Genomic DNA, 15,018 nt, shown 5'->3' on the forward strand with positions numbered 1-15,018 from the left:
ATCTACACCTACAACGACGTACCGATGTACTTTCACTTCACCGGTCCGGGAACCCTGCTCGACGGTCCGGAGCTCATGACCGAGCTGTTCGTCCGCGACATCACCGAGGGGATCGCCGGTACCGGCGTCAAGGCGGCAATCCTCAAGTGCGCCACCGACGAACCGGGCATCACGCCGGGCGTCGAGCGGGTACTGCGCGCAGTGGCAGCGGCCCACCGGCAGACCGGCGTGCCGATCACCACCCACACCCACGCCCCGACCCGGCGCGGGCTGGAGCAGCAGCGGATCTTCGCCGAGGAAGGCGTCGACCTGACCCGGGTGATCATCGGGCACAGCGGCGACACCACCGACCTGGGCTACCTCGAGGAACTGATCGCCGGCGGTTCGTATCTCGGGATGGACCGGTTCGGTCTGGACAACATGCTCAGTTTCGACGACCGGGTGGACACCGTCGCGCGGATGTGCGAGCGCGGCCACGCCGACAAGATGGTGCTCTCCCACGACGCCTCCTGCTACATCGACTGGCTGCCGGAGGAACTCATCCCGGTTGCCCTGCCCAACTGGCATTACCGCCACATCCACAACGACGTTCTGCCCGCGCTGCGCCGGCGCGGCGTCACCGAGGACCAGATCACCACCATGCTGGTGGACAACCCCCGGACCATCTTCTCCAGGCAAGGTGCCTATGAGTGACCAGATCCCCCCGATCGGAATACGACTGGGCCAACTCGCCGCCGAGGCGCCCGACCGCCCCGCGGTGTCCTGCGAAGGCCGCACCATCACCCGCGGGCAGCTGGAGTCGGCGTCGAACCGGCTGGCCCGTGCCTACGCCGAACTCGGGGTAGGCCACGGCGATTACGTGACAATCGCGGTGCCGAACTCGATCGAGTGGGTGCTCGCCACGACGGCGGTGTGGAAGCTCGGCGCGATTCCCCAGCCGCTGTCGCCACGGATGCCCGAGGCCGAATTCGAGGGCCTGCTGGATCTCAAGCCGCGCGCCCTGCTGGTCGGCCGCGCCGATCCGCGCGGCCTGGTGCCGTCGGTGGATGCCGACTTCACCGGCAGCCACATGCCCGATGATCCGCTGCCCGAAGCGGTTTCACCGTCGTGGAAGTCGATCGCCTCAGGCGGCAGCACCGGGCGGCCCAAACTGATCGAGGCCGGCGGCGAGGGACGGATCCCGGCCGAACTGCTGGCGATGTCGATGGGTAACGAGCCGACCGACACCCAGTTGGTGCCGGTGCCGCTGAGCCACAACACCGGGTTCACCTCGGCCACCATCGCCCTGCTGACCGGCCAGCATCTGGTGCTGCTGCCGCGATTCGACCCGGAACGCTTCCTTCGGGTGATTGCCGACTACCAGGTCAACTACCTGACCACGGTGCCCACGATCATGCACCGCCTGCTGCCGGTCTATCACGCCGATCCCGACGCCTACGACCTGTCCTCGCTGCGGCGGCTATGGCATGTGGCGGCCGTCTGCCCGCCGAACATCAAACAGGCGTGGATCGACCTGCTCGGCCCCGACGCGGTGTGGGAACTGTACGGCGGCACCGAACTTCAGGCGCTGACGTTCATCAGCGGATCGGAATGGCTGACGCATCGCGGCTCGGTCGGCCGGGTGGTCGCCGGCGAGATGAAGGTGCTCGACGACGACGGCAACGAGTGCCCGCCGGGGGTGCTCGGCGAGATCTACATGCGCCCGAATCCCGGCTCGGGACCGACCTACCGCTACATCGGCAGCACCGCCAAGTCCCGCGATGGCTGGGACTCGCTGGGCGATCTGGGCTGGTTCGACGAGGAGGGGTATCTGTACCTCGCCGACCGCCGGGTGGACATGTTCACGGTGGGCGGCCGCAACGTCTATCCCGCCGAGATCGAGAACGCGCTCGCCGAGCACCCGGCGGTGTTGTCGTCTCTGGTGGTCGGGGTGCCACACGAAGACCTCGGGCAGGTGCCGCACGCGTTGGTGCACACCGACGGTACCCCGCTGACCGACGAGGCGGTGCGGGAGTTCGTGGCACAGCGGCTGGCCGACTACAAGGTGCCGCGCAGTGTCGAATTCGTCGACACCCCACTGCGCGACGACGCCGGCAAGGCCCGCCGCTCCGCGGTGCGCGACGAGGTGATCGCCCGGCTGCAGCGCTAGCTAGCCTTGCCAGGCCCTGGCGGCGATCAGTTCGGCGACCAGAACCTCGGTGAGCAGCCGGACGTCATCGTCGTCGTCGCCGGGATACCGCACCTCGACACCGGCGCTCGGTACCGTGCCCCCGACGGCGACGACGGTGCTGCCGCGCGAGGTCGTCCACTGTGCCAGCTGTTCCTCCCACGCCGAGCCGGCGAACACCAGCAGCCGGTAATCGGTGGTCTTGGTGAGATAGACGTCGACGTGGCTCCAGTCCCCGGTTTCGCAACCGACGGCGCCGCGGCGCGGGCCCTCTCGCAACATCAGCGCACCCTGCTGTGCCGAGCAGAATCGGTGCGCCGGCGCCGCGAGATGGGTTCCGTCCGGGCCGAGCAGCAGATCGGACACGGCAGGCCGCCAGTGCGCCTCGGTGTCCAACAGGTGCGCGCTGGCCTGCGCCGCCCTCGCGAGCGAGGCGACCAGGCCGGCCAGCTCGATACCGGCCAGCTGAAACTCGAGTGCCATCAACAACGCCAGCGTGTGCTGGTAGCTGCGGCACGCCACCCCGCCGACCTCCGGCTCGGCTGCCAAATCCACAACTGCACTGCATGATTCGGCGATCTCGGAGCCTGCGGTGTTGGTCAGCGCCACCGTGGACGCCCCAGCGGGCACCCGGCGCAGCGCGTCCAGTGTCTCCACCGAACCGCCGGTCGCCGAGATGGCGACCACCAGGGTGCCCGGCCCCCAGGCCGGCACCAGCGACGAGGAGGCCAGTTCCGCGGTCGCGACCAGCCCCCGGGCCCGCATCCGGGCTGCGGCCACCCCCGCGGCATACGCAGAAGACCCCATGCCCAGCAGGACCACGCGTTCGGTGCCGGGCGGGATGACGCCCGCCCAGGGATTGCCCCGGGCCAGGATGTCGGCCAGCCTGCCGAGGACTTCGGGTTTGCGGGCCAGGTCCGCGGCGAAACCGTCAGCGTCCACTGGTCGTCCTTTCGTCGAGCAACAGGGGTAACGCAGCATCGGGAACATACATCCAGCGTGGAAGATGCCTTGCTGCGTAGACGATCTCGCGCAGTACCTGCTGCAACCGGAAGGCCGCCAGCGGGTCGGCGCGATAGAGGTCGCCATGCCCCAGTTCGGCGAGATGGTCGGTGTAGCTCTGTAGGAAGGCCTGCCGGGCAACCTGTTCCACCGCAGCCAGCGATCCCGCGTCGAGCGGGTGGTGACGGCGGGCGACGATCGCGGCGTGGGTGAACGATTGGGCCAACCCGGCGACGTCGAGCGCCGCCGGTATGGGCAGCGCGCGTTCGGCAGCCGGCAGCACCGGGTTGCCGTCGAAGTCGGTGACCACATATCCACCGGGGTGGTGCAGCACCTGGCCGACGTGCAGATCGCCATGGCCCTCGATCACCGGGCTGCCGGCCAGGCCGGCCAGGCTGCTCAGGATCTGCTCGATGCGCCGGTCGCGAAGCAGCCTGGCGGTCGCCGGATTACTCAGTGCCACAGCCTCGTCCAGCGTGGCGAAGGCGGCGGCGCACCATCGGTCGGCGTCGGCCTGGGTCGCGACGGTGGCCGTCGGCGCGAGCGCGGCGTGCAGTTCGGCGATCACGGTGCCGACCGCGGCGACCGCGGTGGTCACCGCATCGGTGTGCGGGACGGGCCCGCGGGCCGCATCGGCGATCAGCTCGACGGCCCACGTCCAGCCGTCGACCGCACCGGCCAGATACTCGTCGACGTTCACCACGAGCGTCTCGGGACCGTCGTCGGGCTGCCAGGTGATCAGCCCCCACGGGTCGGGCATGAAGCGAAAACCGTTGGCGCGCAGCACGTCGATGCGGCGCGGCGCCGGGTGCGGGCCCTGCTGCAGATGCGCGGCCCACTTGACCACCGCAGCCTCGCCGACGATCACCGACTCGTTGGTCTGGTCGACGGTGATCGCCCGCTCACCGGACGCGCGGCGCGACGACCAGGCGTGCACGGTGAACGGTCCGGTCCGCGACACCTCCGGTGCGGCGGCGAGCACGCTCAGCAGCGCCTCGGCCACCCCGTCACCGGGGCGGGCCCGTGCCCAGGCCCCGTCCGGCCGGCATACCTGCGGCACCGCGGCCAGGCCGGCCGGACCCGCCACGACCGCGAGGCGTTTACCCTCGGCGAGGTCCAGCGATGCGATATCGCGCTGCACCGGGTCAGCCCGTGACGGCGGTGCCGCTCCGCTGCCGGCGGCCCACCCGCTCGATGACGTCGGCACCCACCCGCAGCCCGTCGCGGGCCCGGATCGCCGCACCGATGTCGGCCAGCCGGGCACGCAGCTCGGTGTCGGCCAGCAGCGAGTCCACCGCACCGGTGAGCTCCTCGTCGGTGAACGCATAGGTCTGCAGCCGCACGCCGTAGCCGAGTTCGTCGATGCGCTGGGCATTTTCGTACTGATCCCAGAACAACGGCAGCACGATCAGCGGCTTGCCGAAGTGCAGCGTCTCGGTCACGGTGTTGTTGCCACCGTGCGAGATCACCAGGTCGACGAGCGGGATGACCTTGGTCTGGGGCAGCATCTGCTCGCCGACCATGTTGTCGGCCAGGGTGATCCGGTCGGCCTGCGGCCCCTTGCTGACGATGAATCGGTGCCTGGTGGTGCCGAGCACGTCGACCAGCCGTTGCATCAGCTCGACGTCCGCGCCGCCGAGAGAACCCAGCGACAGGTAGATCAATGCGCTGGATTCGGGACGATCGGCAAGCTGTTGCGGCAGAACATATTCCACGTCGGTCTCGCGCACGCTGGAGTCCATCCGAACCCAGCTCTCGTCCAGCGGGCGGGCGTCGAGGTAGTCGGCCTCGGCCGGGTACACGTACAGATTGGCGGCGTTGTCGCGGGGCATGAACTCCAGGTCCGGGAGCGGGTCGGCGCCGTGTTCCTGCACCCAGGTGTTGAACTCGGTCCACATCGCGCGGTGGGTGCGGTCGAATTCGGCGCGGTAGGCGTCCCACTGGGACGGGTCCGCGCTGGGCAAGCCGGAAAACGGCGGCGGGACCGCCGCGCCGGGCACCTCCAGCGGGCTGCACGACACGATCCGCACGAACGGCGCTGAAGAGCTCACCAGCGCCGGAAACAGCACCACGTTGTCCTCGACGATGACGTCGGGCCGGTGTTCGGCCACGATCGCCCGCAACCGGGGCTCGCAGTACTTCGCGCCGTCGATGAGCGCCTGATAGGTGGGCGCGATGAACGTTTCGAGCTGTTCGATCGTCGGTTTGCGGAACTCGGGAGCCGTCTCGGTGATGAAGTCGGTCCAGAACTTGCCCGGGTCCTCGTCGGCCGCGGCCGGGTCCGGCTCGGCCAGGTCGACCAGCTCCTCGACGAAACCCAGCGGCGCCAGCTTGCCCGCCCAGGAACTCTCCGCCGCGAACACGATCCGATGGCCACGATCGCGCAGGATCGCGGCCAGCCCGATGCACTGGTTCGTCGGCCCGTACGCCGACTCCGGCCAGAACATGATCGTCAGCGGCTCAGATGCCATGGCGGTCCCTTCACAGTCAAGCGGCACGACACCCGATCATCGCGCAATCACCGGTTCTGGCGCATCGCTGACCGAACTGTCCAGCGGCGGCACCGGCGCTCGGCGGTACTCCCAGCGACGTAGCGCATTCCGGCACGGCGACTCGATGAGCGCGTAGCTGACCGCCGCCATCGCAAACCCGAGGACCAGCGTCAGCACCAGAGTGACGATCAGGTTGCCGTTGAACATGAACTTGCCGACCATCGGGAACACCATCACCAGCGCCGCCAGATGCCAGACGAACAGCCCATAGGACCAGCGGCCTAGCGTGACCATGACCCGGCTGCCCAGGATCGGGTGTGCGGTGTCGGGCCGGTCCAGCACCAGCGGCGCCAGCAGCGCGCCGGCGACGATGGCCCCCATCGAGGTCCGGATCACGAACTGCCCCAGCGTCGCCGGAACCAGATCCTTGGGCCCGGCCAGCGGCGAGGCCGACACCAGATAGGCCGCCAAGGCGATCCCGGTGATGGCCCAGCGGTTCCTGGCCAGTTTGTGCGCCCAGCCCGGCGGGCTGACGGTCCACTCGGCCAGCAGCATGCCCGCGGCGAACCAGGAGGCGTAGGCCGGTGGCCAGTTCAGGAAGTTCACCCCTTGCGCGGTGTGGATCGGCAGCAAGCCCCAGCCCAGACTCGCCAGCGCCACCGCCGCGATGACCGGGATCCGGGCCCGCACCGGAAGTCGGCGGGCCAGGAACGCCAGGATCGGCAGGGCGAGGTAGAAACTCACCTCCACCGACAGACTCCACATCTGGGTGAGCCCGGCGGTCAGGGTCAGCGGGACGTAGACCTGGGTCAGTGTCAGGTTGGCCCACCACACCGTCGCGCTGGCGTGGTTGGCCTCCGGCAACAGGGTCAGGATGACGACGACCGCCACCAGGTAGCCGGGCATGATGCGAACCAGCCGGGAGCGCAGATAGTGGCCGGTGGGCGGGCGGCGGCGCAGGCCGCGCGCCGCGGCGGCGTGACCGCGCCACAGCAGGAAGCCGGAGAGTGCGAAGAACACCGCGACGGCCAGGTCGAAGCGGTGCAGCAGGCGTCCGATGACCGGGCCGGTGGTGCCGGTCTGGAAGGCGACATGGGTGAGCACCACGCCCATCGCGGCGCAGGCGCGCATCCCTTCCACCGCGGGCAGGAAGCTGCGGGTGCCCCCGACCTGCTCGCCCGGCGATGTCATGGTGCCAGTGTGCTCCGGATGAGCGCTGCCGGCGAAAGTGGGTACACCTGGGCTCATCCCACCAGTGGCGACGACCTCCTAATGAGCCGGTGCCTCGGGCTGGGCTGTTAGGGTCAGACACGTTTGCTTCGCCCGTCATCCGGTGCGGGGCGCGATCGGGAGTGAGGGAGGCCACGGCAGCGTGAATCGCGCGGGCATGTTGCGTATCACGGCATACGGCATCATCGGGCTCGGGGCCGCCCTGCTGATCGCCGCGCTGCTGTTGTCGACCTACACCTCCGGCAAGATCAAGAAGATTCCGCTGGACATCGACGAGACCTTGGTCAGCGACGGCACCGGCAGTGCGCTGGATCCGTCCTCGCTGACCGGCGAGCGCTTCATCGTCGACAAGAACGTGCCACTGGTGTCGCAACAGCAGATCACCGTCGAGTCGCCGGCCAACGCCGACGTGGTGACGTTGCAGGTCGGTACCAGCGTGCGGCGCAGCGACAAGCAACAGGACAACGGCCTGTTGCTGGCCATGGTCGACACCGTGACGCTCAACCGCAGCACCGCGATGGCGGTGTCCGACGACACCCATCCCGGCGGCTCGGTGCAGAAGCCGCGGACCATCGAGGACAGCAAGCCGCCGACCAACATCGCGCTGCCGCACGAGGGGCTGTCCTACCGGTTCCCGTTCAATACCGAGAAGAAGACGTATCCGTACTTCGACCCGATCGCCCAGAAGGCGTTCGACGCCAACTACGACGGCGAAGAGGACGTCAACGGGCTGACGACCTACCGGTTCACCCAGAACGTCGGCTATGACGCCGACGGCAAGCTGGTCGATCCGATCAAGTACGCCTCGCTCTACGACAACAACGTCGACGGCGAGGTGACCGCGCGAGCCGAGTTGTGGGGCCTGCCCGGACCGCCGGACGAGCCGATCACGATGACCCGCTACTACGCCGCGCAGCGCACGTTCTGGGTGGACCCGGTGACCGGCGTGATCGTGAAGGCCTCCGAGCACGCCAACCACTACTACGCCCGCGATGCGGAGCGACCGGAGATGGAGCTGGCCGACTACAAGGTCACCTCCAGCGAGCAGACCATCGAATCGCGGGTGGCCTCGGCCCGTGACGAACGCGACCGGGTCGGATTGTGGTCGCGGGTGCTGCCGATCAGCTTCACGGCGGCCGGCCTGGTGGCGCTGGTGGGCGGGATCCTGCTGGGCACGTTCAGCGTGCGCGCCGAGTCCGCGCTGATCGACCCCGGCCTGGACAGCGCCGACCACGGATTCTTCGGCAAGGACGAGACCGGGCCGATGCCCGCCGCCGAGGCCGCCACCGAGAAGTTGCCCGCGGCCAGACCGGACCTGGAGCCGCCGCCGCCGCAGCGGTGAGCCCGCCGGTGACCCCCCGCCGGGCGCTGGACTGGGTGGTTCCGCTTTACGCCCTGGTGTTGGCGCTCGTCGTGACCGCGCCGCTGCTGAGGCCGGGTTATCTGTTGTTGCGTGATGCGGTGTCCACCCCGCGGTCGTATCTGTCCGACTCCGCACTGGGGCTGGGTGAAGCCGCGCCCCGGGCGGTGCCGCAGGACTTCCTGATCGCCGTGGTGTCACCGGTCCTCGACGGCGGGGTCCTGGTCAAGGCGCTGCTGATCGCCGGGATCTTCCTGGCCGGGTGGGGTGCCGCGGTGCTGGCCCGTGCGCTGATCCCCGAGGCCGGCCTCCCCGGTCGGCTGGTGGCCGCCACGGTCGCGGTCTGGAACCCCTACGTCGCCGAACGGCTGCTGCAGGGGCACTGGAGCCTGCTGGTCGGCTACGGCAGTCTGGGCTGGGTCGCCACCGCGGTGGTACGGCTGCGCAACGCGGACCCGGCGCCGCGCTGGGCTCGCTGGGCGGCGGTGGTGTTCTGGATCGCGCTGGCCGGTCTGACACCGACGGGGCTGCTGCTGGCCGCGGTCGTGGCCCTGGTCGGGGTCGTGGTGTCAGGAGCCGGGGTGTCGCGGCCGCGATGCGCGGCCGGGGTACTGGTCGCCGCGGTGCTGGCGGCCGCGCCATGGCTGACCGCGTCGGCGCTGGGCACGGCACTCGACTCGTCGCCCGGGTCGGGGGTGATCGCATTCGCGGCGCGCGCCGAACCGGGTCTGGGCACCCTGGGCAGCCTGGCCGGCCTCGGTGGGATCTGGAATGCCGACGCGGTGCCGACATCGCGCACCACTCCGGTGGCCCTGCTGGCGACGGTGGTGCTGCTGGCGGTGGTGGCGATCGGACTGCCGACGGCGCTGAAGCGCCGCTGTGCGGTGCCGTTTCTGGTGCTGTCCGCGATCGGGGTGCTGGGGCCGGCGCTGCTGGCCACCGGGCCGGGTCTGGCGACGCTGCGGGCGATGGTCGAGGCGATGCCCGGGGTCGGGTTGTTGCGTGACGGGCAGAAGTGGGTGGCGCTGGCGATACCCGGCTACACCGTCGCCGCCGCTGCGTCCGTGGTGACGGTGCGCCGATGGCTGCGCCCCGGGATCACCGCCGCGGTGTGCATCGCCGCGGTCATCGCGGTGCTGCCCGACCTGGCCCTCGGAGCGTGGGGCAAGGTCGGCTCGGTGCGCTACCCGGCGGGCTGGTCGGCGGTCGCCGAGATCGTCAACGCCGCGCCCGCCGACGTGGCGGTGCTGCCCGCCGACAGCATGCGCCGGTTCCGCTGGTCGGGTCCGGCGGCGGTGCTCGATCCGCTGCCACGCTGGGTCCGTGCCGAAGTGCTGGCCACCGGCGACCTGACGATCTCGGGACAGTCCGTGCCGGGCGAGGGTGGCCGTGCACGGACGGTGCAGCGGATCCTGCTCGCCGGCGGGGCCGCCGACGCGCTTGCCGACGCCGGGGTGGGCTGGGTGGTCGTCGAATCCGGCAGCGCGGGCGCGGTCGGCGACGCTCAGCGGACGCTGCGGGGACTGCCGGTGATCTATCACGACGCCGACCTCACGCTGTACCGGGTCGGTGGCCAGAGCCGGTCCGCGGCGCCGCAGGCGCGGGCGCTGGTCATCGGGGCGCACCTGGTCTGGCTGGCGCTGCTGGCTGGGGCCGGCGCAGCTGCTCTGGTCAGTCGGCGACCTAAACGCGTACCATCTGGTACATGATCAGTGTCAGTACGTTCACCATCGACGCACCGCCCGAGCTGGTGTGGGAGGTTTTCACCGACGTCGAACACTGGCCGGACTGGACCCCGTCGGTCACCCGGCTGACCGGCCTCGACGGGCCACAGCTCGCGGTCGGCCGCCGCTTCTCGATCAAGCAGCCGCGGCTGCCGCGGCTGCACTGGATCGTCACCGAGCTCACGCCCGGTGCCGCCTGGACCTGGGTGCAACGCGCGCCGGGCGGGTTCACCTCCGCACGGCACGAGGTCGGCGCGGCCCCCGGCGGCGGCACCCTGGTGCGCCAGGAACTCGAGCAGCGCGGGGTGCTCGGCTCGGTGGTCGGTGCGCTCACTCACCGGATGACCCGGCGCTATCTTGCGCTGGAGGCCCAGGGACTCAAGGCGTGTAGCGAAGGCCGGTGGAAACGTCGTGGCGCGAACACCTGACCTGCGTAGGCGCCGCGAACTGCTCGACGCAGTGGTGACCGAGTGTGCCGACCATGGCGTCGGCGGGCGCTCGCTTCGGGAAATCGCCGAAGCGGTCGGTACCAGTCATCGGATGCTGTTGCACCACTTCGGGTCCCGCGAGGAGCTGTTACTGGCCGTCGTCGACGAGGTGGAGCGCAGGCAGCTGGCACTGCTGCACGAACTGCCCGCCGACGGCGCCGGGTTCGCCGGGATGTGGGCCCACCTGCGCAGCACCGAATTGCGCGCGCTGGAGCGGCTGTTCTTCGAGTGCTACGCCCGTGGGGCACAGGGTGAGTCGCCGTTTCGGGCGATGCTGCCCGCCGCGGTGGACCGCTGGCTCGCCGAGGCACTCACCGTCGCACCCGGCGACCCGGCCATGGCCAGACTCGGCCTGGCGGTGATGCGCGGCCTGCTGCTCGACCTGGTCGGCACCGACGACGACGCCGGCGTGGACGCGGCCGCGCAGCTTTTCGTCACCCTGCTCGGGGAATCGCAAAGTCGTTCTGGCTGACCGGTTTCAGGACGCTGCGCCGCGGCCGTGACGCCGTTCGTACTCGTCGTGGATGCGCGCCGTCCGCTCGCGGGTGCGCTCGTCAATCAGGTCCGGATCCAGTCCGTGCTGGCGCAGCCGATGGGTGCGGTAGATCTTGTCCAGCGCGTGGGTGAAGTACAGACACGGCACGAACAGCAGGGCGGTCATCGCCAGGTGCATGAACACCGTCGTCGGGATCAGCCACAGCGGCGCCAGGATCAGCAGCGCCGGAATGGTGACCCGGAAGAACGTCCGGCGCTGGGCGCCCTTTCCGGTGAGATCGTGGCGCACCCAGTCGTTCATCGAGGGCGGGAGGATCTTGCCGTAGCAGTAGGCGATGTACTGCACGGCATTGGGACGGATGCTCTCACTCATGGCGTTCTGCGCTCCTAGATCACACCGCTGACACGCGTTCCAACGTGCACCGCCTCCAGCACATTCCGCATGGCGTCGGCACTTTGCTGCCAGGAGAAGTCCCGGCTGCGGGCCTTGGCCTTGGCGCCGAGCTCGTCACGCAGCACCTGTTCGGCCAGTAGGTGTTCGAGGCGGTCCACCATCTCGTCGTGGTCGTCGACCAGAATGCCGGTCACGCCGTCGACGATCGAGTCGGTGAGCCCGCCGGACGAGCGATAGCCGACCGTCGGCACGCCGTGCTGCGCCGCCTCGATGACGGCCAGTCCCCAGCCCTCCTTGCGCGACGGCAGCAGATGCACCCAAGACTGTTGCACCACAGCGTGTTTGGTCCGGTCGTCGACGTGCCCGTGGAAGGTCACCGCGTCGGAGATGCCGAGGCGACGAGCCCGCTCGACAAGCCGGTCGTGCCACCATCCCCCACCGACGACGTCCAGGTGCAGATCGGCGACCCGGGGTCGCAGCGCGGCCACCGCGTCCAGCGCGTCCTCGATCTGCTTGTGCGGCACCAGCCTCGAGAGCACCACCACCCGGGGCGTCGACGAGCGTTGCGCGCTCAGGGTGTCCGGCGGCGCCTCGTCGAGGCCGTTGCGCACCACGGCGATCCGGCCGGCGTCGACCCCGAGGTCGGACAGGTCACGCGCCGAGGGTAGCGACACGGTGACGTACTGATTGTGCCGGTGCATGCGCGGCGACAGCCACGATTCGACCAGCCAGCCCAGCCGGCCGACGACGCGGCCGGCAACCGGCCACTGTTCGCGATGGCAGTGGTGGACCAGCAGCGCCACGCGTCGCCCGAAGGCGAGCCGGGCCAGAAACGGCACCCCGTTCTGGGTGTCGACGACGACGTCGGGACGCACCCGCCGCAGCGGACCGAGGCGCAGCCGCGCCGCGACCATGGCCAGGCCGGCCCAGATGTAGACGCTGTACGGTCCGCCGCCGCGGCTGATGGTGACGCCGTCGACGACCTCGCGGCGGGGCGCACCCGGATACCGCGCCGTGCGCAGCGTCACGTCCATGCCCGATTCGGCCAGCAGCGTGCCGATGCGCTGGACGTAGGTTTCGCTGCCGCCGCCCTGCGGGTGGCCGGTGTCCCGCCAGCACAACAGCAGGACCGAGCGAACGTGGGTGGACATCACCGCCAGACTAGTCCGCCGGTCGAATTTCACTTTTTGCAGCTCTGCACTCGCACTTTCTCTGCGAAACGTGAACTTCGGCGCGTGGCTAGGGTGAGTCCGTGGCCGTCACCGACCTGTTCGCCCGGCGCGCGACGCTGGGCCGGTCGGTGCGGCTGCTGAGCGAATTCCGCTACGAACAGCGTGACCCGGCCCGCTTCTACGGCGCGCTGGCCGCCGACACGTCCGACCTGGTCAGCGACCTCTGGCGGGCGACCCACGGCACTGAACCGGCCGGCCAGACCCTGGTCGACGTGGGCGGCGGACCGGGCTACTTCGCCACCGCGTTCACCGCCGCGGGCTGGGACTACATCGGAGTCGAGCCCGACCCGGACGAGATGCATGCCGCCGAGCAGGTGCGCCGCGGCGGCCCCGGCACCTTCCTGCGGGCCTCCGGAATGGCGCTGCCCTTCGCCGACGGCAGCGTCGACGTCTGCCTGTCCTCCAACGTCGCCGAGCACGTCCCGCGCCCGTGGCAGCTCGGTGCCGAGATGCTGCGGGTCACCCGCCCGGGCGGGCTGGCGATCCTGTCCTACACCGTCTGGCTGGGCCCGTTCGGCGGCCACGAGATGGGGCTGACGCACTATCTGGGCGGGGCCCGCGCCGCCGCCCGCTACACCCGCAAGCACGGTCACCCGCCCAAGAACAACTACGGCTCGTCGCTGTTCGCGGTGTCGGCGGCCGACGGGCTGCGATGGGCGGTCGGCACCGGTGCGCTGGTCGCGGCATTCCCGCGTTACCACCCACGATGGGCCTGGCCGGTGACGTCGGCACCGCTGATCCGGGAGTTCGCGGTGAGCAATCTGGTGCTGGTGCTCCGGCCACCGGATACGTCGAAATGAACAGGTTCTAGTTTTTGTCTTCAGTCGGTAATGTGACAGCCATGACACAGAGCACCGCGTTCAAGACCGAGTGGGACAAGCTGTTCATCGGCGGCAAGTGGGTCGAGCCGTCCACCACCGAGGTCATCGAAGTGCATTCGCCGGCGACCGGCGAATTGGTCGGCAAGGTGCCGCTGGCCGCCAAGGCCGACGTCGATGCCGCCTGCGCCGCCGCCCGCAAGGCCTTCGACGAGGGTCCGTGGCCGCAGATGTCGCCTGCCGAGCGCGGCGAGATCCTGGCCCGGGCGGTCAAGATGCTCGAGGAGCGCGCCGAGGAGTTCAAGTTCCTGCTGGCCGCCGAGACCGGGCAGCCGCCGACGATCGTCGACATGATGCAGTACGGCGCCGCGATGTCGGCGTTCCAGTACTTCGCCGGCGCCGCCGACAAGTTCACCTGGCGCGATTTCCGCGACGGCGTGTACGGCACCACGATGGTGCTGCGCGAGCCGATCGGCGTGGTCGCCGCGGTCACCGCGTGGAACGTGCCGTTCTTCCTGGCCGCCAACAAGCTCGGCCCCGCGCTGCTGGCCGGTTGCACGATCGTGGTCAAGCCCGCCGCCGAGACCCCGCTGTCGCTGTTCGCGATGGCCGACGTGTTCGCCGAGGCCGGTCTGCCCGAGGGCGTGCTCTCGGTGGTGCCCGGCGGCCCGGACACCGGTCGTGCGCTGACCGCCAACCCCGAGATCGACAAGTACACGTTCACCGGCTCCAGCGCGGTCGGCAAGGAGATCGCCAAGATCGCCGCCGAGAAGCTCAAGCCGTGCACGCTCGAACTGGGCGGCAAGTCGGCGGCCATCATCCTCGAGGACGCCGACCTGGATTCGACGCTGCCGATGCTGGTGTTCGCCGGCCTGATGAACACCGGGCAGGCCTGCGTCGCGCAGACCCGCATCCTGGCTCCGCGCTCGCGCTACGACGAGGTCGTCGAGAAGGTCGCCGCCGCGGCGGCCGCGATGCCGGTGGGGCTGCCGGACAACCCGGGCGCCATGATCGGTTCGCTGATCAGCGAGAAGCAGCGCGACCGCGTCGAGGACTACATCAAGAAGGGTGTCGAGGAGGGCGCGCGGCTGGTCACCGGCGGCGGCCGTCCGGAAGGCCTCGACGGCGGCTGGTTCGTGCAGCCGACGGTGTTCGCCGACGTCGACAACTCGATGACGATCGCGCAGGAAGAGATCTTCGGCCCGGTGCTGTCGGTGATTCCCTACGACACCGAAGAGGATGCCGTGCGGATCGCCAACGATTCCGCTTACGGCCTGGCCGGCTCGGTGTTCACCACCGACAACGACAAGGCGATGAAGATCGCCGCGCGTATCCGCACCGGCACGTACGCGGTGAACATGTACGCCTTCGATCCGGGCTCGCCGTTCGGTGGCTACAAGAACTCCGGCATCGGCCGGGAGAACGGCCCCGAGGGCATCGAGGCGTTCACCCAGGCCAAGAGCGTGCTACTGCCGTTCGGGTACACCCCGGCGTAACAAGTGATTTCGGCGCGCTAACCGTCGCTGGGCGGCGTGTTCTGTTCGGGGACATCGCTGACAGTGGTATGTCTCGGGACATCGCTGACACCTGAGTAGGGCTGGGACCAGCATGGTTCA

At 69.8% G+C, this 15,018-nt stretch carries 14 protein-coding genes; 8 read left to right on the plus strand and 6 right to left on the minus strand.

Annotated features, from left to right (window positions below; translation table 11 throughout):
* Positions 1 to 693: phosphotriesterase (locus tag MSZK_RS31045; RefSeq protein ID WP_099252348.1), on the plus strand; the 693-nt coding region annotated here is incomplete at its 5' end.
* Positions 686 to 2,149: an AMP-binding protein gene (locus MSZK_RS31050; protein WP_099252349.1), complete on the plus strand. Its 1,464-nt coding sequence runs from the start codon at positions 686 to 688 to the stop codon at positions 2,147 to 2,149. The genes MSZK_RS31045 and MSZK_RS31050, both read left to right, overlap by 8 nt.
* Here the strand turns inward: MSZK_RS31050 and MSZK_RS31055 are convergent, their stop codons facing one another.
* Genes MSZK_RS31055 through MSZK_RS31070 form a run of 4 tightly spaced genes read right to left on the minus strand, consistent with a single transcriptional unit; the run spans position 2,150 to position 6,852 of the window.
* Positions 2,150 to 3,109 carry an SIS domain-containing protein gene (locus tag MSZK_RS31055; protein ID WP_099252350.1) on the minus strand — a complete coding sequence of 320 codons (960 nt, stop codon included), beginning with the start codon at positions 3,107 to 3,109 and terminating at the stop codon, positions 2,150 to 2,152.
* Entirely contained in the window at positions 3,099 to 4,310 is a 1,212-nt protein-coding gene (locus MSZK_RS31060; protein WP_099252359.1) for a glucosamine kinase, read from the minus strand. Before MSZK_RS31060 ends, MSZK_RS31055 begins: the two co-directional genes overlap by 11 nt.
* 4 nt (positions 4,311 to 4,314) lie before the next feature.
* A complete protein-coding gene (locus MSZK_RS31065) occupies positions 4,315 to 5,640 on the minus strand; it encodes a glycosyltransferase (RefSeq protein WP_099252351.1) in 1,326 nt (441 codons plus the stop codon).
* Positions 5,641 to 5,676: 36 nt separating this feature from the next.
* Positions 5,677 to 6,852 (minus strand): acyltransferase, encoded by a 1,176-nt coding sequence (locus MSZK_RS31070; RefSeq protein WP_099252352.1) that lies wholly within the window; start codon positions 6,850 to 6,852, stop codon positions 5,677 to 5,679.
* A 181-nt stretch (positions 6,853 to 7,033) separates the two neighbouring features.
* On the opposite strand from MSZK_RS31070, the gene MSZK_RS31075 reads away from it, so the two are divergent.
* From MSZK_RS31075 to MSZK_RS31090, 4 genes are read left to right on the plus strand one after another with little or no spacing between them, the layout of a single operon-like run.
* The gene (locus tag MSZK_RS31075) at positions 7,034 to 8,233 is read left to right on the plus strand and encodes a DUF3068 domain-containing protein (RefSeq protein ID WP_099252360.1); all 1,200 of its coding nucleotides are present in this window, start codon (positions 7,034 to 7,036) and stop codon (positions 8,231 to 8,233) included.
* A gap of 8 nt (positions 8,234 to 8,241) precedes the next feature.
* Complete coding sequence (locus MSZK_RS31080) at positions 8,242 to 9,960, plus strand: hypothetical protein (protein ID WP_233211617.1); 1,719 nt, start codon at positions 8,242 to 8,244, stop codon at positions 9,958 to 9,960.
* Positions 9,957 to 10,403 (plus strand): SRPBCC family protein, encoded by a 447-nt coding sequence (locus MSZK_RS31085; RefSeq protein ID WP_099252353.1) that lies wholly within the window; start codon positions 9,957 to 9,959, stop codon positions 10,401 to 10,403. The genes MSZK_RS31080 and MSZK_RS31085 overlap by 4 nt, the downstream gene beginning before the upstream one ends.
* Positions 10,387 to 10,935, plus strand: coding sequence for a TetR/AcrR family transcriptional regulator (locus MSZK_RS31090; RefSeq protein ID WP_099252354.1), 549 nt, complete (start codon positions 10,387 to 10,389; stop codon positions 10,933 to 10,935). Before MSZK_RS31085 ends, MSZK_RS31090 begins: the two co-directional genes overlap by 17 nt.
* Before the next feature lie 6 nt (positions 10,936 to 10,941).
* Here the strand turns inward: MSZK_RS31090 and MSZK_RS31095 are convergent, their stop codons facing one another.
* Together MSZK_RS31095 and MSZK_RS31100 are read right to left on the minus strand one after the other, a co-directional pair.
* Entirely contained in the window at positions 10,942 to 11,331 is a 390-nt protein-coding gene (locus tag MSZK_RS31095; protein ID WP_099252355.1) for a DUF5313 domain-containing protein, read from the minus strand.
* Positions 11,332 to 11,345: 14 nt separating this feature from the next.
* Entirely contained in the window at positions 11,346 to 12,503 is a 1,158-nt protein-coding gene (locus MSZK_RS31100) for a glycosyltransferase family 4 protein (RefSeq protein ID WP_099252356.1), read from the minus strand.
* A gap of 101 nt (positions 12,504 to 12,604) precedes the next feature.
* On the opposite strand from MSZK_RS31100, the gene MSZK_RS31105 reads away from it, so the two are divergent.
* Positions 12,605 to 13,384 (plus strand): class I SAM-dependent methyltransferase, encoded by a 780-nt coding sequence (locus MSZK_RS31105; RefSeq protein WP_099252357.1) that lies wholly within the window; start codon positions 12,605 to 12,607, stop codon positions 13,382 to 13,384.
* A gap of 41 nt (positions 13,385 to 13,425) precedes the next feature.
* Entirely contained in the window at positions 13,426 to 14,898 is a 1,473-nt protein-coding gene (locus tag MSZK_RS31110; protein ID WP_099252358.1) for an aldehyde dehydrogenase, read from the plus strand.
* Positions 14,899 to 15,018: the final 120 nt, after the last annotated feature.

This window comes from Mycobacterium sp. shizuoka-1, assembly GCF_002723835.1.
In the GTDB taxonomy this organism is placed as follows: Bacteria; Actinomycetota; Actinomycetes; order Mycobacteriales; family Mycobacteriaceae; genus Mycobacterium.

What these genes read in the sequence shown, in the direction of transcription:
- MSZK_RS31100 (WP_099252356.1), bottom strand. Translation starts at nt 12,503, where the DNA reads ATGTCCACCCACGTTCGCTCGGTCCTGCTGTTGTGCTGGCGGGACACC.
- MSZK_RS31065 (WP_099252351.1), bottom strand. Translation starts at nt 5,640, where the DNA reads ATGGCATCTGAGCCGCTGACGATCATGTTCTGGCCGGAGTCGGCGTAC.
- MSZK_RS31095 (WP_099252355.1), bottom strand. Translation starts at nt 11,331, where the DNA reads ATGAGTGAGAGCATCCGTCCCAATGCCGTGCAGTACATCGCCTACTGC.
- MSZK_RS31070 (WP_099252352.1), bottom strand. Translation starts at nt 6,852, where the DNA reads ATGACATCGCCGGGCGAGCAGGTCGGGGGCACCCGCAGCTTCCTGCCC.
- MSZK_RS31050 (WP_099252349.1), top strand. Translation starts at nt 686, where the DNA reads ATGAGTGACCAGATCCCCCCGATCGGAATACGACTGGGCCAACTCGCC.
- MSZK_RS31085 (WP_099252353.1), top strand. Translation starts at nt 9,957, where the DNA reads ATGATCAGTGTCAGTACGTTCACCATCGACGCACCGCCCGAGCTGGTG.
- MSZK_RS31110 (WP_099252358.1), top strand. Translation starts at nt 13,426, where the DNA reads ATGACACAGAGCACCGCGTTCAAGACCGAGTGGGACAAGCTGTTCATC.